26 protein-coding genes are annotated in these 26,127 nt (G+C 59.2%); 16 read left to right on the top strand and 10 right to left on the bottom strand.

Annotation, left to right across the window (positions count from 1 at the left end):
* Positions 1–16 precede the first annotated feature (16 nt).
* From HB780_RS04125 to HB780_RS04110, 4 genes are all read left to right on the top strand, one after another.
* Positions 17–238 carry a DUF1127 domain-containing protein gene (locus HB780_RS04125; protein WP_007691453.1) on the top strand — a complete coding sequence of 74 codons (222 nt, stop codon included), beginning with the start codon at positions 17–19 and terminating at the stop codon, positions 236–238.
* Positions 239–295: 57 nt separating this feature from the next.
* A complete protein-coding gene (locus HB780_RS04120) occupies positions 296–1,132 on the top strand; it encodes a helix-turn-helix transcriptional regulator (protein ID WP_183688789.1) in 837 nt (278 codons plus the stop codon).
* Between the two features lie 88 nt (positions 1,133–1,220).
* A complete protein-coding gene (locus tag HB780_RS04115; protein WP_183688788.1) occupies positions 1,221–1,382 on the top strand; it encodes a hypothetical protein in 162 nt (53 codons plus the stop codon).
* 163 nt (positions 1,383–1,545) lie between these two features.
* Positions 1,546–1,953 carry a lysozyme inhibitor LprI family protein gene (locus HB780_RS04110; RefSeq protein WP_183688787.1) on the top strand — a complete coding sequence of 136 codons (408 nt, stop codon included), beginning with the start codon at positions 1,546–1,548 and terminating at the stop codon, positions 1,951–1,953.
* A gap of 78 nt (positions 1,954–2,031) precedes the next feature.
* Here HB780_RS04110 and HB780_RS04105 read toward each other — a convergent pair whose 3' ends face one another.
* The gene (locus HB780_RS04105; protein WP_183688786.1) at positions 2,032–2,835 is read right to left on the bottom strand and encodes a class I SAM-dependent methyltransferase; all 804 of its coding nucleotides are present in this window, start codon (positions 2,833–2,835) and stop codon (positions 2,032–2,034) included.
* A gap of 176 nt (positions 2,836–3,011) precedes the next feature.
* Here HB780_RS04105 and HB780_RS04100 point away from each other — a divergent pair, with 176 nt between their 5' ends.
* The gene (locus HB780_RS04100; RefSeq protein ID WP_183689603.1) at positions 3,012–4,091 is read left to right on the top strand and encodes an ABC transporter substrate-binding protein; all 1,080 of its coding nucleotides are present in this window, start codon (positions 3,012–3,014) and stop codon (positions 4,089–4,091) included.
* Positions 4,092–4,608: 517 nt separating this feature from the next.
* Positions 4,609–5,415 carry an EF-hand domain-containing protein gene (locus tag HB780_RS04095; RefSeq protein WP_183689602.1) on the top strand — a complete coding sequence of 269 codons (807 nt, stop codon included), beginning with the start codon at positions 4,609–4,611 and terminating at the stop codon, positions 5,413–5,415.
* A 242-nt stretch (positions 5,416–5,657) separates the two neighbouring features.
* On the opposite strand, the gene HB780_RS04090 is transcribed toward HB780_RS04095, so the two are convergent.
* The gene (locus HB780_RS04090; RefSeq protein WP_183688785.1) at positions 5,658–6,668 is read right to left on the bottom strand and encodes a LacI family DNA-binding transcriptional regulator; all 1,011 of its coding nucleotides are present in this window, start codon (positions 6,666–6,668) and stop codon (positions 5,658–5,660) included.
* Between the two features lie 335 nt (positions 6,669–7,003).
* Here HB780_RS04090 and HB780_RS04085 point away from each other — a divergent pair, with 335 nt between their 5' ends.
* The 4 genes from HB780_RS04085 to HB780_RS04070 all read left to right on the top strand — a co-directional run bounded on the left by HB780_RS04085 (position 7,004) and on the right by HB780_RS04070 (position 13,130).
* On the top strand, positions 7,004–7,990 hold the full coding sequence (locus HB780_RS04085) for a sugar ABC transporter substrate-binding protein (RefSeq protein ID WP_183688784.1): 987 nt from the start codon (positions 7,004–7,006) through the stop codon (positions 7,988–7,990).
* A gap of 171 nt (positions 7,991–8,161) precedes the next feature.
* Positions 8,162–9,682, top strand: coding sequence for a sugar ABC transporter ATP-binding protein (locus tag HB780_RS04080; protein WP_183688783.1), 1,521 nt, complete (start codon positions 8,162–8,164; stop codon positions 9,680–9,682).
* Positions 9,666–10,688, top strand: coding sequence for an ABC transporter permease (locus tag HB780_RS04075; RefSeq protein ID WP_183688782.1), 1,023 nt, complete (start codon positions 9,666–9,668; stop codon positions 10,686–10,688). The genes HB780_RS04080 and HB780_RS04075 overlap by 17 nt, the downstream gene beginning before the upstream one ends.
* A 354-nt stretch (positions 10,689–11,042) precedes the next feature.
* On the top strand, positions 11,043–13,130 hold the full coding sequence (locus tag HB780_RS04070) for a putative bifunctional diguanylate cyclase/phosphodiesterase (protein WP_183688781.1): 2,088 nt from the start codon (positions 11,043–11,045) through the stop codon (positions 13,128–13,130).
* A 30-nt stretch (positions 13,131–13,160) separates the two neighbouring features.
* Here HB780_RS04070 and HB780_RS04065 read toward each other — a convergent pair whose 3' ends face one another.
* Positions 13,161–14,309, bottom strand: coding sequence for an ROK family transcriptional regulator (locus tag HB780_RS04065; RefSeq protein ID WP_183688780.1), 1,149 nt, complete (start codon positions 14,307–14,309; stop codon positions 13,161–13,163).
* Positions 14,310–14,453: 144 nt separating this feature from the next.
* Here HB780_RS04065 and HB780_RS04060 point away from each other — a divergent pair, with 144 nt between their 5' ends.
* The 6 genes from HB780_RS04060 to HB780_RS04035 all read left to right on the top strand — a co-directional run bounded on the left by HB780_RS04060 (position 14,454) and on the right by HB780_RS04035 (position 20,221).
* Entirely contained in the window at positions 14,454–15,683 is a 1,230-nt protein-coding gene (locus HB780_RS04060; protein WP_183688779.1) for an extracellular solute-binding protein, read from the top strand.
* A 72-nt stretch (positions 15,684–15,755) separates the two neighbouring features.
* Entirely contained in the window at positions 15,756–16,799 is a 1,044-nt protein-coding gene (locus HB780_RS04055; RefSeq protein WP_286202963.1) for an ABC transporter ATP-binding protein, read from the top strand.
* Positions 16,799–17,653 carry an ABC transporter permease gene (locus HB780_RS04050; RefSeq protein WP_183688778.1) on the top strand — a complete coding sequence of 285 codons (855 nt, stop codon included), beginning with the start codon at positions 16,799–16,801 and terminating at the stop codon, positions 17,651–17,653. The genes HB780_RS04055 and HB780_RS04050 overlap by 1 nt, the downstream gene beginning before the upstream one ends.
* On the top strand, positions 17,653–18,516 hold the full coding sequence (locus HB780_RS04045; RefSeq protein ID WP_183688777.1) for an ABC transporter permease: 864 nt from the start codon (positions 17,653–17,655) through the stop codon (positions 18,514–18,516). The genes HB780_RS04050 and HB780_RS04045 overlap by 1 nt, the downstream gene beginning before the upstream one ends.
* Positions 18,517–18,554: 38 nt before the next feature.
* Positions 18,555–19,433: a glycerophosphodiester phosphodiesterase family protein gene (locus HB780_RS04040; protein ID WP_183688776.1), complete on the top strand. Its 879-nt coding sequence runs from the start codon at positions 18,555–18,557 to the stop codon at positions 19,431–19,433.
* A complete protein-coding gene (locus tag HB780_RS04035) occupies positions 19,433–20,221 on the top strand; it encodes an inositol monophosphatase family protein (RefSeq protein ID WP_183689600.1) in 789 nt (262 codons plus the stop codon). The genes HB780_RS04040 and HB780_RS04035 overlap by 1 nt, the downstream gene beginning before the upstream one ends.
* On the opposite strand, the gene HB780_RS04030 is transcribed toward HB780_RS04035, so the two are convergent.
* From HB780_RS04030 to HB780_RS04000, 7 genes are read right to left on the bottom strand one after another with little or no spacing between them, the layout of a single operon-like run.
* Positions 20,218–20,547: a type II toxin-antitoxin system RelE/ParE family toxin gene (locus tag HB780_RS04030; protein ID WP_183688775.1), complete on the bottom strand. Its 330-nt coding sequence runs from the start codon at positions 20,545–20,547 to the stop codon at positions 20,218–20,220. The two genes, HB780_RS04035 and HB780_RS04030, sit on opposite strands and share 4 nt — an antisense overlap.
* Positions 20,544–20,783: a type II toxin-antitoxin system ParD family antitoxin gene (locus HB780_RS04025; protein ID WP_183688774.1), complete on the bottom strand. Its 240-nt coding sequence runs from the start codon at positions 20,781–20,783 to the stop codon at positions 20,544–20,546. The genes HB780_RS04030 and HB780_RS04025 overlap by 4 nt, the downstream gene beginning before the upstream one ends.
* Before the next feature lie 52 nt (positions 20,784–20,835).
* The gene (locus HB780_RS04020; protein WP_183688773.1) at positions 20,836–21,594 is read right to left on the bottom strand and encodes an ABC transporter ATP-binding protein; all 759 of its coding nucleotides are present in this window, start codon (positions 21,592–21,594) and stop codon (positions 20,836–20,838) included.
* Positions 21,591–22,448 carry an ABC transporter ATP-binding protein gene (locus HB780_RS04015; RefSeq protein WP_183688772.1) on the bottom strand — a complete coding sequence of 286 codons (858 nt, stop codon included), beginning with the start codon at positions 22,446–22,448 and terminating at the stop codon, positions 21,591–21,593. Before HB780_RS04015 ends, HB780_RS04020 begins: the two co-directional genes overlap by 4 nt.
* Positions 22,445–23,380, bottom strand: a complete 936-nt coding sequence (locus tag HB780_RS04010; protein ID WP_183688771.1) for an ABC transporter permease — start codon at positions 23,378–23,380, stop codon at positions 22,445–22,447. The genes HB780_RS04015 and HB780_RS04010 overlap by 4 nt, the downstream gene beginning before the upstream one ends.
* A 5-nt stretch (positions 23,381–23,385) precedes the next feature.
* Positions 23,386–24,438, bottom strand: a complete 1,053-nt coding sequence (locus HB780_RS04005) for an ABC transporter permease (protein ID WP_183689599.1) — start codon at positions 24,436–24,438, stop codon at positions 23,386–23,388.
* A gap of 51 nt (positions 24,439–24,489) precedes the next feature.
* Entirely contained in the window at positions 24,490–26,076 is a 1,587-nt protein-coding gene (locus HB780_RS04000; RefSeq protein ID WP_183688770.1) for an ABC transporter substrate-binding protein, read from the bottom strand.
* Positions 26,077–26,127 lie beyond the last annotated feature (51 nt).

Raw genomic sequence — 26,127 nt, 5'->3', positions numbered from 1 at the left:
CTCGATGGAGACGACAATGACCACGACTGCTATCCGTGTATCCTTCCGCCGAACTGAACGAAAAATCTACCCGGCATTGCGATGGCTGTTAGCCATACCGATGCAGATTGCCGCGAAACTAACGGCGCGAAGCAATCGCAATGCCCTGCTTGAACTGTCCGACGACCAGTTAAAGGACATAGGTCTGTCACGCGGCCAAGCCTATAGCCATGAGCACATCTACACACGCTACAGATAATTATGCTAGAACGTGGCGAGCTGAGAGGCTCGCGCGCGGCTGATATCGGACTATGCCATGTCAGGTTTTTCAATCGACCTTCTGCTCCAGACGAAGACCGTCACGATAAGGGATGTCATCTGCGATGGCGCTTGCCGGCATAAGAGTGCCGAGGAATGCGCGCATTCGACCAGTCTCGTTTATCCCTATCGAGGCGTCTTTATGCGCCATGTCGGGCGCAAGGATGTCGTAGCCGAGGCGAACCAGGTTCTGTTTTTCAACCGGGAGCAGGAATACAGGATCAGCCATCCGATCGAGGGTGGCGATGCCTGTATTGATGTCGCCATTGACGAGACATTACTCGACGAACTGGCACCGAAAGATCAGGCACAGACTGCGGAGGCGCTGATCTTCCGCCGCCAGCGTCGACGGATCGATCCGCGCGCGCAGGCCCTGGTCGCCCTTTTGCGGCACAGCCTCAAGCGCGGAGCTGCCGAAACACTCGAGGCGGAAACGCTCGCTTTGACCTTGGTGCGACGCTCGCTCGGCGAGCGCACCTCACATGCCGCCGGCGCAACGATAGGTCGGCAAAAGCTGGTCGATCGTGCGAAACTCGTGCTGTCTTCCGACCTCGCCCGCCGATGGACGCTTGCTGACGTCGCCAATGACGTCGGCGTCTCCCCGGTTTATCTCACCCAGGTCTTCCAGCAAGTCGAAGGCATTCCGCTCTATCGCTACCAGCTGCGTCTGAGGCTGGCGCGGGCGCTCGACCTGCTCGGCGAATATGACGATCTGACCGCCCTTGGCCTGGATCTGGGCTTTTCGAGCCACAGCCATTTCAGCGCCGCTTTCAAGCAGGCCTATGACCGCACCCCCGCCGAATTCCAGCGGCTTGCCCATTTGCGGGCGAGATAGATCGCTAAAGAATCCGACAGCGGCAGCGCCGGCAAAATGGTTTCCTCACAGCATCCCCAAACCGGGGACATCAAACGGAGGAACTGACATGTCTCAACGTACCTGTGCTGCCTGCGACTGCGAACTCGATGCCGAAGCGATCAAGGTCAAGCTCGGCGGCAAGACCGTCGAGGTCTGCTGCGAGGAATGCGCTCAGGCGCTCAACGAAGCGGAAGCGGCGATGACGGCTACCGCAAACGGTAAAAATTGAACAACATCCGCCGCGGCATTCCCTCTGTCGCGGCGGATGCGCCGGCCTTGGGTTCAACCCTATAGGCGAAAGAGGCAATAAGCCTTGCTACCGCAAGATGGTGCCATATATTCGGCGCGTGTAAAATATCGTTTGCTATCGGCCTAATTGGGGGAGAGTACGAATGAGAGTTACAGCCTTTGCTACCGCGCTGATTTTGGCAATGCCCAATTTTGTTCTTGCCGAGCAAAATTGCGGCGACCTGACAAACCAAACCGACATGAATATTTGTGCCGGTAAAGCCTATGCAAAATCGGACGCCGAACTGAATGTCCTCTACAAACAGATTGAGGCGCGGTTGAAAGATGATGCCGATACCAAGAAGCTGCTGGTATCCGCACAGAAAGCATGGATCGGCTACCGCGACGCCGAATGCAATTTCTCAAGCTCCACGGTTACTGGCGGTACTGTCTATCCATTCATCTCCAGCACCTGCCTCGATGGCATGACGAAAACCCGCATCGAAGATCTCAAAGGGTATCTGAAGTGCACCGAAGGCGACATGAGCTGCCCGGTCCCATCCGCCAACTGAGATATCGATCGACGGTATAAAAACGACCCAGCATTCGGGCGGCCGAGTTCCGAACCTCTATCTCGGCTCGAGCCGGTGCTATTTGCTGGCACAAATGGCGTAGCGGTGCTGCGCTGCGCGCTCCAGCCCTTTCAGGAAATCGAAATTTTTGCGTTGCGTCCGGTGTATGGTGCTCATGTCGGTGTCGATAACAACGGATGAGAAGCCTGCGGCCTTCAGGAGATCGGCCACCGCTTCGGCGCGGGCGCCATCCGAAAAATAGACACGGGAAAGAATGCTGCGATGGGTTTCGGCGAGTGCTGCGCCTGGCCCGTTCTGCGGCCGGGCATTTCGACCGCCGACGCGCGCGAGAAGCGCCGAAATCTTGCTGGCGATCTTCGCAACGAGAGTCGGATTGACGAAGTCGCCGTCTATGACCAGCAGCTTACCGCCCGGCTTCAGCAGGCGATGCCATTCCTTAAAGGCGGCCAGCGGATCGACAAGGGTCCAGACCAGATGGCGGTTGATGATGACATCATAGGCCCCATCCGGCTCCATGGTGTTTTCGGCATCTCCCATCAGGAAACGGATCGACCGGCCACGGGCCTTCGCCTTGGCGCGCGCCCGCTCCAGCATCGGTTCCGCCCAGTCCATGCCCGTCACCCTGTAGCCGAGGTCGTCGAGTAGGTGGGATACGACGGCCGTGCCGCAGGCAAGATCAAGGGCTGCGTGACCCGCGCCCTCGTCAAGGTGGCGCCGCAGTAGCGCATGCCATGCCGCCCGCTCGTCTTCCGAAAAGATCTCATGACCCGGCTGGCTGTCGAAAGTCTCGGCCCGGATCGACCAATAGGCCTTTATCTCATCGCGCAAATCGTGATTGGAGCGCAGGTTAAGCGTCTGCATTTCCTGTTTCTTTCCATGAGGACAACCAAGCGTAGAAAGCTTCTAAAAGATAATTCTTGACTGTAAAAGTCATAAAAACATAAATCGCGTCCGAATTTATCGCTCAGGAGAGGCTAGTGTTCAACTTCAAAAAGGTGGCTTCGGTCACCACGCTCGTACTTGCCCTTTTTTCCGGCATGGCTATCGCCGGTGAAAAGGTCACGGTCAAGGATATTACCGGCCGCGACGTCCAGGTCAGCGTTCCGGTGGAGCGCGTCATTCTTGGCGAAGGCCGTCAGATCTACTTCACCGCAGCCCTCGATACCGAGGCACCGTTCAAGCGTATCATCGGCTGGCGGGACGACTTCAAGAAGGCCGATCTCGACGGCTACAACGCTTATCTGGAAAAATATCCGGAGATGGAAAAGATCCCGACCTTCGGCGGCATGAAGGACGGCACCTTCGACATCGAACAAGCGGTAACGCTGAAGCCCGACGTCATCATCATGAACATCGACGCCAAGTCGGCAACAGAAGAAAGCGGCTATATCGAGAAGCTCGCCAAGGTTGGCATTCCGCTCGTCTATGTCGACTTCCGCGAAAAGGCGATGGAGAACACCACGCCGTCCATGCTGCTGATCGGCAAGTTGTTCGGCAAGGAGAAGCGTGCCGAGGAATTCGTGAAATTCCGTGACGAGCAACTCGCTCGCGTCACCGACGTGCTTGCCAAGGCCGGCGACGTCAAGAAGCCGATGGTCTTCATCGAGCGCGCCGGCGGTTACAGCGACGATTGCTGCATGTCCTTCGGCAACGAGAATTTCGGCCGGATGGTCGAAATTGCCGGCGGCATCAATCTTGCCAAGGATATCATTCCCGGCACGTTCGGCACGGTCAATCCGGAGCAGATCATTGCGTCCAATCCGGACCAGGTGATCGTTACCGGTGCGAACTGGGAACTTTACGTTCCCGGCGGCGACTGGGTCGGCGTCGGTCCCGGCGCGGACAAGGCCCTGGCCACGTCGAAGCTGGAAAAGCTGATGCATCGCCCAGCCTTTACCGACATTGCGGCGGTCAAGACCGGCAACGTCCACGCTATCTGGCATCAGTTCTACAACAATCCCTACCAGTTCGTCGCCATCCAGCAGATCGCCAAGTGGCTGCATCCGGACCTGTTCAAGGATCTTGATCCGGAAGCGACCTTCAGGGAAATGCATGAGCGCTTCCTGCCGGTCGAATATCGCCCCGGCTACTTCGTATCGCTGAACGCAAGTCTTTGATCCGACAAACCTCGGCGGGCGACCTGTCGCCCGCCGAGCTGATATGATGCGCCGAAGGTAATCAGCGCCCCTTTAAACTGCCATCGATAGACATATCGATACCTGCCAGAGCTGCGGAATCCCGCGCCGGCTGTTGTCGCCTCCCAATAGCTTGGAGCCGATGAAAAGATCCACAGAAGAAATTGCACCCGAGACCGCCCGCCCGACCTCTATAAGCTACGCACAAGTTTGCTTGTGCATCAGTCACTCGTTGGGAATTGCCAGATCGAGAATGTGCGGAAGCCGATAGCGCCATGATGGCGTTAGTCTGTTGCGTTCAATCTTGAACTCATGCGTTGCGGGGGCACGCGTGAGCATCAAGGCAAGAGCGCGAAGAATGCTGGGTTTACAGCATTCGGCAAGTCCATCCGCTCATATCGGCATCAAAGATCATGCGATCCGGTGCGCTGGCAATATGTTTATAACGAGTACGCGTAAGAAACTGGAGTCATTTCAACGCTCGCATCCGGAGGCCCCCATGACGAGCATTACGTCCATTAGTTCAAATGGTTATTATCAATCTTTGCGATCCCGCTCGGCATCATCGTCAACGGACGATGCCCTTTCTTCTCTCCTGGATGGCGGATCGTCCAGCAAGAACTCGTCTTCCTCATCCGACGATCAGTCTCTGGCGACGACGGCACAGCAGTTGGCCGCGCAGCTGATGTCGATGATGCTCAATCTGCAGTCCGGCAGCAGCGACGATGATGATTCAAACTCAAGCTCAGATAGCGCATCCACCAGCAGCAGCACATCGAGCACACAAGCTGCCTCCAGCACCAGCGATCAGACCAATATGATCAAGGCGATGGATACGAATGGCGATGGCAGCATCAGCGAAGCGGAGTTTGTCGCGGCTCGTCCATCCGACGTGAGCGAGGAACAGGCAACGAATCTGTTCGCAAGCTTCGATAGCGAGAACACCGGATCGCTCACGGAATCGCAGCTGGCAAGCGCCATGCAGTCCGGCCAGCAGCCACCACCACCTCCGGCTGGCGGACCGCCGAGCGACGACCAGCTGTCCAGCATGTTCTCCGACATGGATACGGATGGCGACGGTAGCATCAGCGAAGCGGAATTCGTCGCCGCACGCCCGTCTGACGTAAGCGAAGATCAGGCAACGTCGCTGTTCGAGAGCCTCGATACGTCCAGTTCCGGGTCGCTGACGCAAAGTCAGTTCGAGACAGCCATGAAGGCGCAACAACCACCCCCGCTGTCAGATTTCGGCAGCCTATATGCCTCGAGCGAGCAGGCCGATACGACAAGCGAATTGCTCGCCCTCTGATGGTTGGCGGCAGCAATCCTTCGTTTCTGACCACGTGAAAGCGACGGCGGCTTGGGCAAGAGGTGTTGGGGCCTAAGCCCCCAAGCCTGCCGTCGCCTCGGTTCCAAAATCTCCCGGCCGCACTCGTTCTGAGATAGTTGCTCTTGAACGGATTAGGACATTAGACCCCTGAATTTCTTTCAGGATTCATAGCGAGCATTCGAGGAACTATAGTCTTGCCAAACTTGTAGCTTAGGACCGCCCTAGTCGGGTTGGGGGGGAGAGGTTGTTTCGCCCTCCGAAAGTTCGCAATCGAACAAGACCGGGCTGTCAGCGCCAGGTGTGGGCTGTCTATTTAGCAAAGCCGCCACCGCCGCCGCGGCGATCTTTTGAATCGGCTGCTTCACCGTCGTGAGGCGCGGTGTCGTCATGCTTGAAAGCGGGATACCGTCAAAGCCCACAATGGAAAGGGCTGCGGGTATCGGGATTCCGAGATCATGCGCTGCTCTCATGCAGCCGATCGCTTGCTGATCCGAGCTGGTAAAAATGGCGGTAGGCCGCTCATTGCGTGCACGCGCCAGAAGATAGTTTCCTGCGGATCGACCGCTCTCATAGTCGAAAGCCGCCTCGGCAATCAGCGGCGATCCTACAATTTGTTGGTTGCCGCCAACATGCTCCATCGCATCCAGGTAGCCCCTGAGGCGATCATTGGCGGGAACCGACTGCTTGGGGCCTGAGATGAAGCCGATGCGACGATGCCCGAGCTTCAAAAGATATTCGACACCAACCCTGGCACCATTGCGGTGGTCGGCCGCGATCCCGGAATATCCTGGCATGAGACGGTCGACAACGACGATCGGCACTCCCTTTGGTGGCGTTATCGTATGAAAATCGTTGCTGGGAACGAGAATAATGCCATCCACCTTTCGGCTCGTCAGCTGCCCAATCCGGTTCACCTCCTTTGCCGCATGATCAAAGGAGGTCATAACGATGATGTTGTACCCGTGATTTGCTGCCGCCTGCTCGGCGGACTGGACGAGTTCCGCGAAGAAGGGATTGGTCAGATCCGGAATGACGATGCCTATGAGGCGGCTGACCTTGCTGCGCATGCTTCTTGCAGACGGGTCCGGTGTATAGCCGAGTTCCTTTATGATCCCTCGGACTCGCTCCCTCAATTCCGTCGTTACCGAGGGATGGTCATTCAGAACCCTTGAGACGGTCCCGGTGGAAACGTCTGCGAGCTTGGCAACGTCTCGAATTCCGACCTTTGGCATAACGAAAACTTATGTCCCTTCATTTCCGCCTTCCCCGACAAACCAAAGGCACTGATCCGATTTCAGCTAACTGTCTCTATCGCCTTAGTCAAAGGGGCGCACTCAAATGTGATCGCTGATGCTTCATAGCCTGAAAGCAGTGGAGTTTTCAATGGAAACGGTTCATCACCGAAAGGGATGGCCATGCTGCAAAGCAGCAATCCCGGTTGCTATTTTGGCATCCAAACGCGACTTGACAATTTTTTGGGGCGTTGATACCCAATAGCCGTGGAAACGGTTCATTGTCGCTGACAACTCAGGTGGAGCTGAGCTTGAGCCGTCATAGGGAGAGAGAAATGTCCAATTCCAAAGAGCGTAATTCTGTCTTGAACAATGTGCCGCGACGCGCGGCGCTGAAGATCGGACTCGCGGGCACGTTGATGCTTGCACTGTCCTGTGTCGCTTCGCCCGCCTTCGCGGCCAGCAAGCCCAAAGTCGGCCTGATCATGAAGTCTCTGTCCAATGAGTTCTTCAAGCAGATGAAGGCAGGTGCTGACAAATACGCAGCGGAGAACAAGGACAAGTTCGACTTCAAGGCCGTCGGCATGAAGGACGAGCGTGACTTCGCCTCGCAGGTCGATGCAGTCGAAAACTTCGTGACGCAGAAATATGACATCATCGTTGTCGCACCGGCTGATTCAAAAGCCATGGCCACTCCTCTTGCAAAGGCAGTGAAGGCCGGCGTCAAGGTCATCAATATCGACGTGCCGCTCGATGCCGATGCGAAGAAGGCAGCCGGTATCGATCTCGCTTTCTTCGGACCTGACAACACTGAGGGCGCCAAGCTTGCCGGCGATGCGCTTGCAAAGGATCTGGGGCCGGGCGGAAAGGTCGTGATCCTGGAAGGCAATCCTGAGGCCGACAACGCCAAGGAACGCAAGGTAGGCTTCATGGACTCCATCAAGAGCGGTAAGCTCGATCTTCTAGACAGCAAGACGGCGCATTGGGAGACGGAAGAAGCCAATACCGTCATGACGAATTTCCTGACCAAATATAAGGATATTCAAGGCGTTATGGTCGCCAACGATTCCATGGCCCTCGGCGTCGTCAAGGCTCTCGATGCCTCCGGCCAGAGCGGCAAGATCAAGGTCGTCGGCTTCGATAATATTCCGTCCGTCAAACCGTTGATCAAGGATGGCAAGATGCTTGCCACCGTCGAACAGTATGGCGCGGAAATGGCGGCCCTGGGCATCAAGTATGGCCTGCGTGAGTTGGCCGGCGAAAAGTTCACTGGCTGGGTCAAGACGGACGTCACGCTCGTCACCGCCAAGGACCTCAAGTAGTCGAGATTACCGACTGCAAGGCCAAGGGAAGCGCCGGCTACTGACCGGCGCTGTCCGCTTTACAACCGATTTTCTCGTCGATCGCTTCGCATGAGACCGCATCCGAGCCGGCGCCTGCTGCGCGGACGGGTTGCCGTCTCCAATTCGAACTGAAACAGGCATGAGGTGGACGTGTCAGGCACACCAGATGACGTCATCTTGACGCTGGAAGGAATAGGCAAGCGCTTCCCCGGCGTCGTTGCCCTCAGGGATGTCTCCATAAAGATTGGCCGGGGCAAGGGTCACATCCTGCTTGGCGAAAACGGCGCTGGCAAATCCACCCTGATCAATCTGCTCGGGGGCTTGTTCAGGCCGGATGATGGTCACATCGTGTTCGACGGCAAGCGCTACGATCCAACCTCCCCGCTGGAGGCCTTCAAGGCAGGCATCCGTGTCATTCACCAGGAACTGCACCCTCTTTCCAACCTCTCGGTTGCCGAAAACCTGCTCTTTGAGCATCTTCCTCGCCGATATGGCCTCGTGAACTACAAGGAATTGAATCACAGGGCGGCCGAACTCCTGGCTGAGGTTGGCCTCGATGTTGCTCCGACGACACTCGCCAGCCGGCTCAGTGTCGCGCAGCTCCAGCTGCTCGAGATCGCCAAGGCACTTTGCTACGAAAGCAAGCTGTTGGTTCTGGACGAACCGACAGCAACCTTGACGTCCAAGGAAGTCGACCGACTGTTTGAAATTCTGAAGCGACTGAAGGGCCGCGGCGTTACGACCCTTTACATATCGCATAGACTAGAGGAGATCTTTGAGGTCGGCGACGATGTGACGATCCTGCGCGACGGCCAACATGTGATCACTCGTCCGCTTACAGGATTGGGCATCCCGGAAATCGTCAAACTCATGGTCGGGAGGAAACTCTCGGATCATGGTGTTTTTCGCAGTGATAGCGCGGTGCATGGCGAGGCACTTGGCGTTTCCGGCTTGAAGGTGACACGCAATAGCCCAGAATTGTCTTTTTCCGTCTCCAAGGGAGAAATCGTCGGCATCGCCGGTCTTGTGGGGAGCGGTCGGACGGAAGCCGTTCGCGCGATATTCGGCGCCGACGTCAAGGCGGCCGGCGAAATTCGCATAAATGGCGAGCCGGTAGAGATCAAGTCGCCCAAAGACGCGGTTGCCGCGGGCCTATGCCTGGCAACCGAAGACCGCAAGATGCAGGGCTTGATGCTCGACATGAGCTGCGCGCAAAACACCACCATAACGGACCTTCGCAAAGTCTCGCGCAACGGCTTGATCATCCGAAAGGCGGAGGACGCTCATTCGGAGCGCCTTGTGCGCGAGCTCCGTATCAAGACCCCTTCGATCCGTCAGGTGGTTAGAACCTTCTCCGGTGGCAATCAGCAAAAAGTGGTGATTGCCAAGTGGCTATTCCGTGGCCCCAAGGTGCTGATTTTCGATGAACCGACCCGTGGGATCGATGTCGGTGCGAAGGCCGAAATCTACGAGCTTTTGTCGACGTTTGCCGCTGAAGGCAAAGGCGTTCTGGTCGTGTCGTCCGATCTGCCTGAGCTCATCGCCATTTGCCATCGCATCATCGTTTTATCGGACGGCAAGATAGCCGGCGAAATATCGCGGGAACAATTTGAAGAGAGCAAGATCCTCTCACTTGCTTACAAGGAGTACAGTCGTGTCCGGGAACGTTGAAAACAAGACCGAGCCGAAAGAGAGCCGCTTCTGGGACAAGCTTATCCGGATCTCGATGAAGGAAGCGGGCGTTGCCATCGCCCTCATTCTGATCCTTGCGTTTTTCTCGGCGGCCGCACCCTATTTCGCGACGCCGGAGAACTTCCTCAAGATCTTCGTCCAGATCGCCATCAACACGGTGCTGGCGTCCGGCATGACCTTCGTCATCCTCGTCGGTGGGATTGATCTTTCCGTCGGTTCGCTGCTTGCCCTTTGCACAGTCATCGGTGCGACCATCATGGTCGACCCACGCCTTTCTCCATGGCAGGCGATTGTTCTGGCATCGCTCGCATCGATGGGAACAGGCGCCATCCTTGGCGCGGTCAACGGCTGGGTATGCGAAAAGTGGAAACTTCCTTCCTTCATCGTCACGCTCGGCATGCTCAATGTCGCAAGCGGCCTAGCGCGCGTTGTCAGTGACAATTCCACCATCACCGGACTGCCGCAACCCTTCGTCGATTTTGGTAATCTGATCTTCTGGGGCGTATTTCCTTCGATCTTTTTGATCGCGATTGTCGTCGTCCTCATCGGCTGGTTCGTTCTGCGCTATACGGTTTTCGGGCGCTTCGTGTTCGCAATCGGCACCAACGAGGAAGCAGTCCGGCTGTCCGGGCATGAGCCGAAAAGATACAAGGTTGCGGTCTTCACGATTTCCGGGCTGACGGCGGGCATCGCGGCCATGGTGTATCTGCTCCGGCTGAATGTCGGCAGCCCAGTCGCTGGCATCGGTTATGAATTGAACGCCATAGCCGCTGTCATTATCGGGGGAACCAGCCTCTCAGGTGGCAAGGGCTCGATTGTCGGAACACTCGTTGGCGCCTGCATTCTACAGGTGCTGTCTACGGGTCTGCAGCTTTTGGGCGCCGATGACAACATCAAGCCGATCGTAATCGGCGCCGTAATCGTGCTGGCCGTTATTCTCGACAGCTATCGGGGCCGGTTGATGCGGATGCTCGAAACGCGTTGACGCCGCATGGGGATATCACGTTGTTTCATCAACGACCGAAGATGGCATGGTTTCGCGCTTTGCCGCGCCATGGGAGCGGCGTTTATCAAGGATGATCCGCTGGGTGCCATTATATTTTTCAACAGGCATTCTGCGGGTTCTCACAGCCAGGTCTCTCGATGTGCTTGATGGAAGACCCGCTCTGTGACGAAACGATGAATTTACGCGTAAACTCGCCCTTTTCCCCAGGCCGGACAGGCCATCTTTACCCGATCTTTATCGTTTGCCGTCGAAAGATTTGGCCCGTCGGTTATCGGCGTGGCGAGCGACTATCAAGAAGGCGCTTGCTGCCATTCATAGGCTTGGGATTTTCGAGTGCGCGTCATTTCATGTATCGCCACAGAGCATAATCTGTGGCTCGTTCTTCTCGCGGCGTTTGTCTGTATCAGCGGCGGGTGGATAGCTCTTAACCTGCTGCGGCGGTCGGAGACGACACAGGGACTTCAGCGTGGCGGATGGTTGTTCCTGACGTCCATGGCGGCCGGCTCCTCGGTCTGGTGCACCCATTTTATCGCTATGCTCGCCTATGAGGCCAAAGCGGCGATCACCTTCGATCCGATCCTGACCATGGTGTCGTTGCTGGTGGCCGTGGCGGGCTGCGCCTTCGGCTTTACGACCGCCTCGCTGCGTGGTTTCAAAATCGCACCAGAAGTAGGTGGCGTGGTCATCGGTCTGGCGATCTCGGCCATGCACTACACCGGTATGATGGCCTATCACGTCGATGGCATTATCGAGTGGAACGTCGATTACGTGATCAGCTCGATCATGCTGTCCATGGTCATCGCGGCATTTGCCTTCAGCCAGGCCATCCGTCGGCCCTGGCGCCATTCGCCTCTCCTCGCGCTCGCTCTCTTTGTCCTGGCCGTCGTGGTGCTCCATTTCACCGCAATGGCCGCCGTATCGCTCACCCCACTGGCGACAGGTGCCACGGGTACCGACCCCCACGTATTACAGGCCATAGCGATTGCGGTCGCGGGCGTCGGCCTGCTCATCGTCGGCACAGGCGTCGCCAGCTACATGATCGACGAGCGTGCTACACAAGAATCCATTCAGAAGCTCCAGCACATGGCGCTCAACGACTTGCTGACGGGTCTCCCCAACCGCGGCAGTTTTGCCGACCATCTCAACCATGAGATGGAACAGGCGGAACGGGAGAACGCAAAGCTTGCCGTCATCGGCCTCGACCTCGACCGCTTCAAGGAAATCAACGATCTTCGTGGACACAAGGCCGGCGACCAGGCCCTGAAGGCGATCGGACGCCGGCTCGCGCGTCTGGTGAAGGACGGCGAATTCGTCGCCCGCGTCGGCGGCGACGAATTCGCGGCCGTCAAGCGGTTCAACGGGCAAAACGAACTTCTGGACTTCGTGGCGCGGCTGGAGAAGACCATGTTCGAACCGATACGGATCGACGATTTCGAGACGGTGACCGGCGCCAGTATCGGCGTCGCTGTCTATCCGGATGACGGACGCGATCAGGAGCGTCTTGTCAGCAATGCCGACCTGGCGATGTACCGCGCCAAGGCGGATATCGGGCGCGTCGTCTGCTTCTACGAATCCAAGATGGATGAAGCCGCCCGCGAACGTCACACCCTCGCCCAGGATCTGCGCCGCGCCGTCGAACTGGACCAGCTCGAGCTGCATTATCAGGTACAGACTTCGGTTCGCACGGGCGAGGTCTGCGGATATGAGGTGCTGGCGCGCTGGAACCATCCCGAACGCGGCAAGGTGCCGCCGGCGGAATTCATTCCGATCGCGGAGGAAAGCGGCATTATCCTCGCAATCGGCGAATGGGTGCTGCGCACGGCTTGCAAGCAGGCTGCCTCCTGGGACAAGCGCTACAAGATCGCCGTCAATCTCTCGCCTGTCCAGTTCGCCCACGCCGATCTGGCTCGCCTTGTCCACGAAGTCCTGCTCGAAACGGGCTTGTCGCCAAGCCGGCTGGAGCTCGAAATCACCGAGTCCACCATCATCGCCGACAAGACCCGCACACTCCATGTGCTGCGCCAGATCAAGGCGCTGGGCGTGACCATTGCCATAGACGATTTCGGAACGGGCTATTCGTCGCTCGATACGCTGCGCTCGTTCCCCTTCGACAAGATCAAGCTCGATCGTTCCTTCATGAGCGAGGTGGAGGGCAGCATCCAGGCGAAAGCCATCGTGCGGGCAGTCCTGACGCTTGGCCGGAGCCTGGAAATCCCGGTTCTTGCCGAAGGTGTCGAAACGAACCACCAGCTCGAAATTCTGCGGGTCGAAGGCTGCGACGAAGCCCAGGGCTTTTTCCTCGGACGGCCCAAGCCCGTCGGGCAGATATTTCTGCCTGAAGAAAGCATCGACGCTGAGTTTCCGGTATCGTTTTCCGGCCGCATCCCGCTTGTCCGCATCAGCCGCCGCTCGATCGCTTGAAACAAGTCGACGACGCGTGCGGCTGAGCCGCTACAGGAAATACCGGAGTTTCAACGGCAGCAGGGCAGCGCCGATCGCGCCGGCATCCCCTCGCGTCTCGCTGAGCACGAGTTTGGCTTCCCGCGGTCCGACACCATATCGGTGAACGCGCGTGAACGACATATGCGCCCGCGCGATCATCATGCGTCCGAGCTCCTGCGGCAATTGCCCTCCGAACACGATCGCCTGCGGATCAAGCACGGCGATCAGAGTCACGATCAACCGGTCCAGCATCGGCATCGTCTGCTCCAGCCATTCCTCCACGCCGGGCCAGGATGGATCGAAGCGCTGGCGCAATTCATCGATCGAACGAATGTCGATACCATTCTCCTGCAACGTCTGGATCAGATATTGCAAGGCAGGCCGCTTTGGCGATTCATCCGAATTGTAGATGCCGCTGAATTCGCCGGCATTGCCGTGAAAGCCGTAAAAGGGCTTGCCGTCCAGGATGAGGCCGCCGCCGAAACCGTAGTTGAAGGAAAGATAGGCGAAGGTGGAACACCAGAGACCGGCGCCACGCAGGCTCTCGCCGATGGCACCCGTCGTCGCGTTATTCTCCAGCCACACGGGAAGCTCGAAGGCGCTCTCAAGATCCGTGCGCAGATCGATGAGCGACCAGTCCCGCAACGGCTCGGGCGCGTTGAATTCGCGATTGTCCGTGACAAAGAAGCCGGACACCGAAAAGCCAAGCCCCAGAAGGCGGTCACGCGATATGCCGTGCTTCTTCAGGATAGTTTGAAGAACGTCCAAAAGCGTGGCGATGGTTGCCTGCCGATCGCTCGGCACCATCCGCAGGGTTTCTTCCGCAACCACATTGCAGCCGAAATCAGCCAGATACAGGATGGCTGAATCGGTATTGATCGAGATGCCGAGGGAATAGACGGCCTCTTTCACCAGCTCGATCGTCGGGCTTGGCTGGCCGCGCGTCCCCTTGAGCGGCGCGCCTGTGCGAAGAAGACCGCGCTCCATGAGCGTTTCCACAAGGCGGTGCACGGACTGCTGGGTCAGATTGGTATGCGCCGTGATCGTGGAGCGCGCGATCGGCTCGTGACGGCGCACGATATCGAGGATCATCCGTTCATTGTCGCTGGCCAGTGGCGACATGTCGAACCTGGGCGGGGAAGCAGTTTGCGTGGTCATGCCTCTGGCTTAGCCGCTCGGACGAAGGCTCGCAATCCACCACACCTTGCCCAGAGGAGCTTTTTTGCTGGACTTGTCACAAATATTACACTTAAAGTGTATTAATAGCAACGAGAGCAACATTCCCTCTCGTTGGAGATCTCGATGATCATGAAATGTCTCGCCATCGGTGCGCTGATCCTGGCGACCGCCACGCTGCCGGCGCATGCGGCCGACACGAACTTGAAGAACCTGGATTTCGATCTCTCCAAGGTCAGCCGTGACAATTTCTATGACGTCGTCGTTCCCCTCGCCAAAGCCGAGGGCACCGTCACCATGTACAATTTCGCCGGCAGTTTCAGCGATACATGGAAAGAGCTGACCACTCGTTTCGAGGCGAAATACGGCATCAAGGTCAACTACACCGACGTTGTCGGCGATCAGGCAAACCAACAGCTGATTGCCGTGCAGAAGGCAGGTCAGGATGCCCCGGTCGATGTCTATTTCGCCGGCGGCGGCGGTTATCCGCTGCTGTCGTCCACCGGCGTCGTCGGTAAGATCGCACTGACGAAGATCCTGCCGAATATGGATCACTACGATCCCGTTCTGGCCGAGACCGTCTTCGGCAAGCCGCATGGCGGCGCCTTTCCGCTGGTCCACATGAACCAGACGGCGATCGGCTACGATTCCGCCTTCGTCAAGGAGGCCGATCTGCCAAGGAATTTCGACGATCTGCTGGCCTGGGCCGAGAAGAACCCGAAACGGCTGGGCGTAACCTTGCCGTCCAAGGGCGGCTCGGGCAGCGGCTTCATCTACTCGGTCGCGCTCAACTATCTCAAGGGTGATTGCCGCGCCAAGCTGACGGACTATTCGCAAAGCCTCGAGCAGGCCGAGGACTGGGCGATGACGTCGGAGTGCCTCGAGCCGGTCTGGGATTACTACCGCAAGCTTCTCAAGGTATCGGAACTGACAAACGGCAATGCCGACACGCTGAACCTCATCAACAATCAGCAGCTCTACATGGGCACGGTCTGGGAAGATCAGGTCATGACGTTCCTCGGCAACAAGCAGCTTCCCGACAGCTTCCGCCTGACGCTGCTCAAGGGCGGCCAGGTCGGATCGGGCGACGCGATCTTCGTGCCCGCCAATGCCAAGCATGTCGCCGCCGCCCTGCTTTTGATCGACATGGCCTTCAGCAAGGATTTCCAGACCTGGAAACTCGAGCACAAGGCCTCCCGCTCGCCGCGCACGGATATCAGCGACAATCTGATTTCGGCTGAGACCCGGGCCCATGTCCTGCCGGACAGCGTCTATCCGCGACTGTCGGTGACCGCCTTCTGGGATATGGCGACGGCGCTTTCCGAAGCACTCAATGAAAAAGTGCTCAATCAGTAGCGGAAGCCGGACCGCTGCCGGACCGGACGTGGGGCGTCCGGTCCACCCCTCTTCCCAGAATGACGGAACGCCATGATGACCGCGCTTGAAATCAGAGATATTACCAAGGACTACGCCACAAGCCGCGCGCTCCATCCCGTGTCGATCGATGTCGAGCGCGGCGAGTTCGTCACCATCCTCGGCCCATCCGGCTGCGGCAAGTCCACGCTTCTGCGTATCCTGATGGGGATCAGCCGGCCAAGCGCCGGCGAAATCCATCTAGCCGGACAAAGGATCGATGCCCTGCCTCCGGAGGCTCGCGACATTGCGATGGTCTTCCAGTCCTATGCGCTCTTCCCGCATATGTCGGTCGGCAAGAACCTTGCCTTCGGCCTGCGGATGAAACGCGTTGCCAAGCCTGAGCGGGCACAGCGTATCGAACACGCGATCGACATCTGCAATCTGACGGGCCTTACCGAGCGCATGCCGCGGCAATTGTCGGGCGGACAGCAGCAGCGCGTGGCGCTTGCCCGTGCGATCGTCATGCAGCCGTCCCTACTGCTCTTCGACGAGCCGCTCTCCAATCTCGACGCCAAACTCCGCGATACGCTGCGCCACGAACTCGTCGAGCTGCATCGCCGTATCGGCGCGACCAGCATCTATGTGACACACGACCAGTCGGAAGCCATGGCGATGTCCGACCGCATCGTCGTCATGAATGCGGGCCGCGTCGTCGAGACCGGCACGCCACAGCAACTCTACCGCGCTCCGAAAAAAGCCTTCACCGCAAGCTTCCTCGGCCAGACAAACCTTTTGTCCGTTACCGCCGAAGGCGTCAGAGCACGCCTGCCCTGGGGCGAGACTATCGCGCTCGACGCAACTGCCACCGGGCCTGCCCGCGTTTCCGTCCGCCCGGAAGCCATGTCGGTTTCGCCGAACAACCTCGGTTCCGGCGTCGTCACTTCGGTCTCCTTCATGGGCGCCAATGTTCTCTATAAGGTCGCCGTTGGTGACGTGACGCTCAAGGTCGCCCAGGCGGGTGGCGATGCACTGCTCGCCCCCGGCACCCATGTCGCGATCGGTTTCCAAGGTGCTGCACATCTGCTCGACGAGCGGGAATTCGCGGGAGCTGCCTGATGCGCCCTGTCCTCGGTAGCGACCGCGCAAGGCTTCTTCTGCTGCTGGCACCCGGTGTCGGCTACCTTCTCCTCTTCTTCGGCTGGCCGCTGCTCTCAGCGCTGATCGGCAGCTTTCACCTTGATGACGGCTCCTTCACGCTGCAATGGTATACGCGCATCTTCACCCGGCCATCGATGCTGCGCGGACTGTCGGTTTCGATCTATTACGGCGTCGCCCCGGTGGTCGTCTCGCTCCTGGCCTCTATTCCGCTGGCGCTGCTGCTTCGCCGGAGCTTCCTCGGACGTAAGCTGTTCAACGGGCTCTATAAGCTGCCGATGGCCGTCCCCAGCATCATCGTCGCACTGATGGTGATCATCGTCGCCGAACGCGGCGGTTTTCTCGACCGGCTGCTCGCGCCCTTGGGTCTCGGCCTGCCGAAGCTCGTGCGTGACGATTGGGGCGTCGGCGTCATCCTTTCGACGGTGTGGAAACAGATCCCCTTCATGACGCTGATCATCACCAGCGCCTTTGCCGCCGTTCCGGAAGATATCCGCCTGGCGGCACGCTCGCTCGGCGCCTCACGGCTGAACACATTCCTCTTCGTCGAGGTGCCGCTCGCCATGCCGGGCATCACCGCAGCGATCCTGTTGACCTTCATCGGTTCGATGGGCTCCTACGCCATTCCCGACATCGTCGGCCCGCCGGTCGCACGACCGCTGTCTGTGCTGATGGTCGCCGAATTCAGCCAGGGCAGGTTTCCGCAGGTCTATGCGATGGGGATGGTTCTCAGCCTCTTCGCCATTGCCGTGCTGATTGCCTACTACACGCTGACCGCCAGGATCGGCCTCGGCTCCGCGAAGAAAGACACCTGATGAGCACGCTTGCCGATACCTCCCCCGCCCTGCCCCGACGCCGCACCTTCACCGAGGACGATCGCATCATCGTCTCGGCGGGGCTATACCTCATGCTGGCGCTGGTCATCGCCTTGCCGTTGGCGCTGATGTTCCTCTGGAGTGTCGCCGACGGCTGGGCCCCGCCACATATCGTGCCGCAAAACTACACGATCAGCCGCTGGCTGGATGTTCTCGCCGATGCCAATCTGTTGAGCGCCACGCTGAACAGCCTCGTCATCGCCATCGTCGTGACCCTGGCGACCGCAATCATCGCCCTGCCGACGGCCTGGGCCATGGCGCGCTTTCCGTTCCGGCTGAAACGCGTCGTGGAAATCTTCATCCTCGCACCCATCATCATTCCCGGCCTCGTCGTTGCCGTCGGCATCGGCCAGATCTTCCTGCTACTTGGTCTCTCCTATTCGATGGCCGGCGTCATCCTCGTCCAGATCGTCGGCACACTGCCGTTGATGATCCGGCTGATGACCGCATCGCTCGAAACCATTCCGGACGACCTCATTCACGCCGCGCGGTCGCTTGGCGCGGGAAGTATCGGCGTTCTGACGCATGTCATCCTGCCGCTCGCCGTACCCGGATTGCTCGCCGGCGGGCTGCTTTCCTTCATCGGCAGCTTCGAAGAGTTCGACAAGTCCTTCATCGTTGGCTCGCCTGTCATTCAGACATTGCCGATCAAGCTCTACATGTTCCTCGACCCCTATTCGATGCAATTGCCATTGGCATCGATCATCGCCTTCATCCTGCTCCTTCCTGCCCTGATCATCTTCGTTCTTGCCGGACGTATCCTGCGCGACGACCTGATGGCGGCCGGAATGGGCAAGATCTGATCCTCCTCCCAAACCCCAACCACCCGAAAGTTCTCCCCATGCCCGACCAGACTGCTGCCTCCCGCTCCGCACGTTTCGCTGACGTCTTCTCCCTCATGTCACGCAGCAACCCGGATATTCTCACTATCGCGCATCGCGGCCTGTGGACGGCAGCGCCGGAAAACTCGCTGACATCGATCCGCGACGCGGCAGCGCTCAATGTGGAAATCGTCGAGATCGACACGCAGGCAACGGCCGATGGAAAGCTTGTCGTCATTCACGACGCAACGCTTGACCGGACATCGACCGGCACAGGCGTCGTCAGCGCCTGCGATCTCGCCACGGTCCGCAACGCTCGCCTTCGCGCCGGTGGTGGCGGACAGACGGCGGCAGTGACCGACGAGCGTATTCCGACGCTGGAAGAAGCGCTGGAAGAGGCCCGCGGACGGATCTTCGTGAACATCGACACGAAATATCCGCGTGACTTGCCGCTGGTGATCGCCACGATCAAGCGCCTAGAGATGCAGGATCAGATCATCATCAAGACCGATATCGAGCCGGCATCCGGCCATTTTCCGGTGATCGACGCCGACTGGTTCGGCTCCATCCCGCATATGCCGATGTTTCGCGTCAGGCCCGGACAGTTCGCGGAAGACCTGAAGCTGATCGAGCCATTGCGCGCACCGATGGTGGAGGTCAAGTTTTCCGATATAGCCGACCTCGCCGCCGGGCGCGCGGAACTGGAACGCCAGAACATCCGTCTGTGGATCAACACGCTCGATGTCTCCCATAACCTCGATTTCAACGACAGCCGGGCGCTCGTGGACCCCCAGGGCGTCTGGGGCACCTTGGCCGAGGTAGGCACCGGCGCCGTCCAGACGGATACGATTGCGCCATTCAAGCAATGGCTCGCCGGCCATGAGAAGAGGAATTCATGATGCCCATCGCCAACCAGCGCCTGTCGCAGGCGAGCGCGATCATCGAGGAAGCCGCTGACAAGGCGCTGCATTTCTTTGCAGCGCACCAGTCTGTCCCCACCCATGCCAAGGGTGTGCAGGATTTCGTCTCCGAAGCCGACACGACCGTCGAAAACTTCATCCGCGAACGGCTTGCTACCACCTTTCCCGGCGAAGCGATCGTCGGTGAGGAATTCGGCGGGCAATCCGAAGGCTCGTATTGGATTATCGACCCGATCGACGGCACATCGAACTTTCTCCGGGGCTCGCCGCTTTGGGGAATTTCGCTCGGCTTCGTGCGTAGTGGCCGCCCTGAACTCGGCATTGTTGCCATGCCGGTTATGGGTGAAATATATGCGGCCGCCGATGGCACTGGTCTGCTGATGAACGGCAAGCCGCTTGCCCGCACCACCCCGTTGGAGGACGTCCGCGTCATGTCGCTTGGCGACAACCCCGCCGACGATCTGGACGATGCCGCCAGGTTTCAAACCGGACTAAGACGCGCCGGCTGGGTCGTCGAAGCCTTCCATTCGACATCCATCTCCCTCGTTTTTGCCGCACGCGGCATTTTCGACGGACACCTGCAAAAGGTGACGACGATGTGGGACATAGCCGGCGGCGCCGTACTTGCCCGCGAGGCCGGGCTTGAGGTGCGGATCGGTGAAGACCCCGCAAGCCGCATACCCTGGATCGCGGCCGGGACACCGGCCTTGCTGGCGGCGACTGAGCCGCTCTGGCTGGAGATCACGATGGACTATCCGAACGACTAGGAATGGTGCTGTTCCTGCATCCATTGTGGAATGTCGCGTTTGGCGTGAAGCACGCGCCAAACGTCGATATGCGTTGACTGGTCGCGATAGAAAACCAGGTATGGATATCGTTGCAGCGGAATGCTCCGGAGGTCGGCTATCCCTAGTTCATAAGCATATCGTAGAGATCCGGAACCGGCATGATCGGCGATTTGATCATAAACCGCCTGTAGAGCATCGACGAAGCCCAGCGCGACCTCTGTTCCGGCTTCGCGTGAATAATAGTCTACGGCTGCCTCAACATCGCGGCGAGCCAATTCCCGTGGGATAATTGCCTTGCTGCTCACTTGCTTCGCAGGCCACGCGCTCGATCACGCAAGCTGTCAAAATAATTCGCGTCGACCGGTTCTGCCGCCGCAGATGACGCTCCGTCCAACAGCAGTTTGCGTAGGCTTAGACGATCTTGATCCTTGCGGATCAATTCCCGGACATATTCACTGCTCGTGCCGTACCCGCGCCCCGAGACCTGTTCGTCGACGAAACTCTTGAGGCTTTCTGGCAGGGAAATATTCATCGTGCTCATATCAATACAATAGCGAGCTTGGCAAAAATTGGCAAGAACAACGTCTTGCCTCTTAAGCAATAACCTCATGCTGCCTACCATACATCCTGCTCGCCCGCAGCAGGCGCTGCGAATAGGGGTGCTCCACCTCTCCCTTTCGCAGCCTTTCGATATCCACCTGTTCGACGATCTCCCCCGCTTCCATGATGGCGACGCGGCTGCACATGTGGGAGACGACGGCGAGGTCGTGGCTGACGAGCAGATAGGTCAGGCCGCGTTCCCGGCGCAGGTCGTCCAACAGGTTGAGGATTTCGGCCTGGACAGAGACATCGAGCGCGGATGTCGGCTCGTCGAGCAGCAGGACGGCCGGGTTGAGAACCAGGGCGCGGGCGATGGCGACGCGCTGGCGTTGTCCGCCGGAAAGCTGATGTGGGAACCGGAAACTGAGCGCTGGATCGAGCCCGACGGAACGCAGCAGGGCATCGACGTCCAACGAACCGGTCGCGATCCCCTGGTTGCGAAGCGGCTCTTTAAGCTGAGAGCGGATGGTCTTGCGGGGATGGAGCGACCCGTAAGGGTCCTGAAACACCATCTGCACCCGGCGGAAGAAGGGCCGGTCGCGCCGCCGGTCCAGAATGTCGCCGTCCAGCTCGATGCTGCCTTGGTAATTCGGATTGAGACCGGAGATGGCGCGCAGCACCGTGGATTTTCCGCAACCGGATTCACCGACCAGACCGAAGGCCATGCCCTTCTCGACACCGAAGCTGACATTCCTCACGACCGGCCTCTGGCCGGCGGCGAAGCGGATGGTGAGATTGTCGATTTCGATCACCGCGACGTCTCCAAAACTTTGCTATCGAGCCAGGACGGATCGCGCTTCAAGATCGGCAGCCGGGCTGGCGGATCGTCGATCGACGGCAGCGAAGCAAGCAGGCCCTGCGTATAGGGATGCCTCGCCTTGTCGAGGTCTCGCGCTTCAAGAACCTCGACGACCCGTCCGGCATACATGATCAGCACGCGGTCGCAGAAGTTGCGCACGAGGTTCAGGTCGTGGCTGATGAAGATCAGGCCGAGATTGCGACGAGCGACGAGCTCATCCAGCAAGGCAAGAATTTCCAGCCGCACCGTGACATCGAGCGCGGACGTCGGCTCGTCGGCGATCAGAACCTCGGGCTCGGCAATCAGCATCATGGCGATCATCACGCGCTGGCCCATGCCGCCCGATATCTCGTGCGGATAGAGCCGGGCCACGCTTTCAACGTCACGGATTTTGACCGCGTCGAGCATCTCGAGCGTTTGTCGATAGGCCTGCTTCGCGCTCGCCTTGGGATAGTGCAGGCGATAGGTCTCGGCGATCTGCTCTCCAACGCGCATGACCGGATTGAGCGAATACTTCGGGTCCTGCAGGATGAGCCCGATCCGCCGCCCGCGGATCGTCATCATCTTGCGCTCGTCCACTTTCAGCAGATCCACGTCCCGAAAACTCATCCGCTCGGCACTGACCATTGCCGTCGGCGGCAGCAGCCGCATGATGGCACGACCGACCGTCGATTTACCGGAGCCGGATTCACCGACAATCCCGAGCTTTTCCTGCCCCAGCGAAAAACTGACGCCGCACACGGCCCGCACGGAGCCGCCACCAAAAGCAATTTCGAGATTGTTGATGTCGATGAGGGAAGAGCTCATTCCGCGCCTCTCGGATCAAGGACATCTCGCAGCGCATCGCCGACGAGGTTGAAGGCAAGGCTCACCAGCGCAATGGCGATGCCGGGTGCGGCAATGACCCAGGGACTGTCGAGCATGAATTCGCGACCGGTGGCTGCCATCGACCCCCATTCCGGCCAGGGCGGCTGCGCGCCGAGGCCGAGAAAGCCAAGGCCGGCGGCGGTGATGATGATACCGGCCATGTTGAGGGTCACGCGCACGATGACCGAGGGGATGCACATCGGCAGGATTTGGCGGGTGATGATCGCAAGCGACGACGCGCCCTGCAGACGCACGGCGGCAATGAAATCCGCCTTGCGCAGGCTGAGCGTTTCGGCGCGCGCAAGCCGGGCAATCGGGGGCCAGGCCGTCAGCGAAATCGCGATGATCGCATTGGTGATGCCGGGGCCGAGCGCCGCCGCAAACCCCAGCGCCAGCACCAGCCCGGGAAAGGACAGAAAGATGTCGGTGATCCGCATCAGGACTTCATCGACAATGCCGCCGAAATAGCCGGAACAGGTGCCGATCAGCAGACCCAAGGGCGCTACGATGACCGAGACGAGCATGATGATATAGAGCGTCGTGCGCCCGCCATAGACAATGCGGGCAAAGACATCGCGGCCGAAATTGTCGGTGCCGAGCCAATGCTCCACCGATGGCGGCGCGAGCCGTCCCGCCATGTCCTGCACGATCGGATCGTACCGCGTCAGCAAGGGCGCAGCGATGGCGACGAGAATCAGTAGGACGATGATGGCAAGCCCGACAAGACCGAGCGGATGCAGGCGGAACTTCAACCAGCCCTGATGGAATTGCTGCGCGGACGACTGGAACCAGCCCTGGGGCTCGGGCGCGAGCAGCCATTTGCGAAAGCCGTTGCCGCTGGCGCGATCTGTGTGTTCGGCGGAGATCGTCATCGGCGTCACCGTGTCCTTGGATCAAGAATGCGATAAAGCACATCCGAAATGATGTTGATGGTCAGGAAGACAGCGCCAATCGTCAGCACAGCGCCCATAACGACGTTCATGTCGTTCATCTGTAGCCCGCGGGTGAGGTACTGGCCGAGGCCGGGCCAGCCGAAAACCGTCTCGATCAGCACCGCGCCCTCCAGCAGGCCACCGAAGGTCAGCGCCATGATCGTCAGCAATTGCACCCGAATATTGCGGAAGGCATGGCGCCAGACGACCTTGCGCCGTCCAAGCCCCTTTGCCCTTGCCGTGACGATATATTCCTGGCCGAGCTGTTCCAGCATGAAGCTGCGCGACATGCGGCAGATAGAGGCCACGGAATAATAGCCGAGGATCGTCCCCGGCAGGATGATGTGATTGAGCGCGCTTTGAAACACGTCCCACTGGCCTTCCATGGCGGAATCGATCAGCAGAAAGCCGGTGACGGGCGTCACAAGCCCTTCATACAGGACGTCGACCCGGCCCGACGCACCAACGAGCTGGAGCTTTGCGTAGAAGATAAACAGCGCCATCAGCCCCATCCAGAAGATCGGAATGGAATGGCCGGCAAGGGCGACGATGCGCGCGATGTGGTCGATGACCGTGCCGCGCCTGACGGCTGCGGTAATGCCAAGCGGGACGCCGACAACAATGCCGATGATCATCGCGATGATGGCAAGCTCGATGGTCGCCGGGAAAATGCTCATGAGATCGGTCAGGATGGGCTGGCCGGTCGTGGCCGAGGTGCCGAGATCGCCGGTCCCGATCTTCCCCACATAGGACAGAAATTGCATCCAGATCGGCTGGCCGAGCCCCAGCTCGTTATAGACGCGATCATAGACCGCCTTGCTGACCTCCGAGCCAGTGATGGCAAGCACCGGGTCGGCGGGAAGCAAGCGTCCCATCGAAAAGGTAAGGAACAGCAGGCCGAGCAGCGTGGTGACGATCGCCACGGCGCGGCCCGCCAATCGCCGCAGGAGGGCGATCAGCGGATGCGGCGGCGTATCCGCGAACGCATCCCGATCCATGCTGCCGCGGGAATCGCGTTTCGATGTCAGCTCGACACTCGTCACGGGCAATTACTCCTTCGTCACGTCGTGCCAGCGCGTCGACCAGGTCGTATGCCCATGGTAGCCCTTGACATTGGCGCGCATGACATAGGGATCAGTGCGCTGGAAAAAGATGATCAACGGGGAATCCATGCCGCTATAGATGCCGTCCATCTTCTTGAAGATGTCGGTGCGCTTGGCCGTGTCGCGTTCTTTCATCGACTGATCGACGAGCGTGTTGAGATCATCCACCTTCATGCCGGCCCGCCAGAGATAGTAGCTGCCGAGACGCGCCTCATCGCTGTTGTCGGGATTGTAGGCATATTGCGTGGCAACGGCGAAAGGATCCGGAAGCCGGGCACCGGAATTGCCGAACAGGACCTGGTATTTGCGCTCGCGAAACGCGGGAATGAATTCGCCCGGCACCAGATCGAGATCGATACCGGCGACACGGGCGCTGGCCTGCAGTGCCTCGGTGAAGGGCAAGGCCGCCGCACCCGAGGGATTGAGCACCTTCTTCAGACCATTCGGATAGCCTGCCTCGGCCAGCAATTGCTTGGCCTTGGCCGGATCGTAATCATAGCGCGATGTCGGGTTCTCCGGCGCGCCGATCATCCCGCGTGGGATCATCGACTGCCAGGGAAAGCCGGTGTAGCGCATGATGTTGCCGGAAATAGCCTTCCAGTCGAAGGCATGCTGAAACGCCTCGCGAACCTTGGGCTTTTGGAGATCCGGATCCTTCTGGTTGAGCGCGATATAGTAGAAACCGAGGCCCGGAACATTGTCGATCACCATGGCCTTGTTGGTGGCCAGCGCATCGAGATCGCCGCTTGAAACATATTGCCCGATATCGACGTCACCGGCCTCCAGCTGCAGTCGCAGATTGCCCGATTCCGGGATATGGCGGGCAACAACGCGCGTCATGGCCGGCGCGCCACCCCAATAATTCTTGCGCGCATTGAAGATCGCGACATCGTTCGGCCGCCACTGCGCCAACGCGAACGGCCCGCTGCCGGCAGAATTGGCCGAAAGCCATGTGCCGCCGAAGTCGCCATTGGCCTCGTGCGACAGAGCCGTCTTCTTGTCGATGATACCGATCGACGAGCCGGCGAGGGAATAGAGCACGAGATCGGTATTGACGACCTGCGGCAGCTCGATCTCCAGCGTGTGGGCGTCCTTGGCGCGGATCAGCTTGTCGACGTTCTCGGCCGTGAAGCCCCAGGGCGCGATATCGGTCGAGCCGACCTGCCCCATCTTGATGACGCGCTGAATGGACCATGCGGCGTCTTCCGCCGTGACCGGATTGCCGCTCTGGAAGACGGCATCGTCGCGCAGGGTGAGCGTGACAATCTTGCCATCGGGCGAAACACTCCACTTTGTCGCCAGCATCGGCTTCAGCGTCTGGAGATCGTCGGGAGAGAGCTGCACCAGATTGTCGTAGAGGTTGGAAATCAGCTCGGACACCGTGCGCGCATTGTTCTGCGCCGGGTCGAGTGTGCGGATACCGGTCAGATTGGTGCCGATCACCAGCATGTTCGGCGGCGAGGCCGCCCAAGACGGCTGTGCGGCAATCAAGGCAGCGGCGATTGCGACGGATGTCAGCAAGTTCTTCAACATTTCAAGACCTCCCAATCTTTTCACGCGGGCAGTGCCAACGTCTTTTGCAGT

It is taken from the genome of Rhizobium lusitanum, assembly GCF_014189535.1.
GTDB classification, from domain to species: domain Bacteria; phylum Pseudomonadota; class Alphaproteobacteria; order Rhizobiales; family Rhizobiaceae; genus Rhizobium; species Rhizobium lusitanum_C.
Note: the sequence above shows the minus strand (reverse complement) of the source record. Positions and strands in the feature narration are given on the sequence as shown.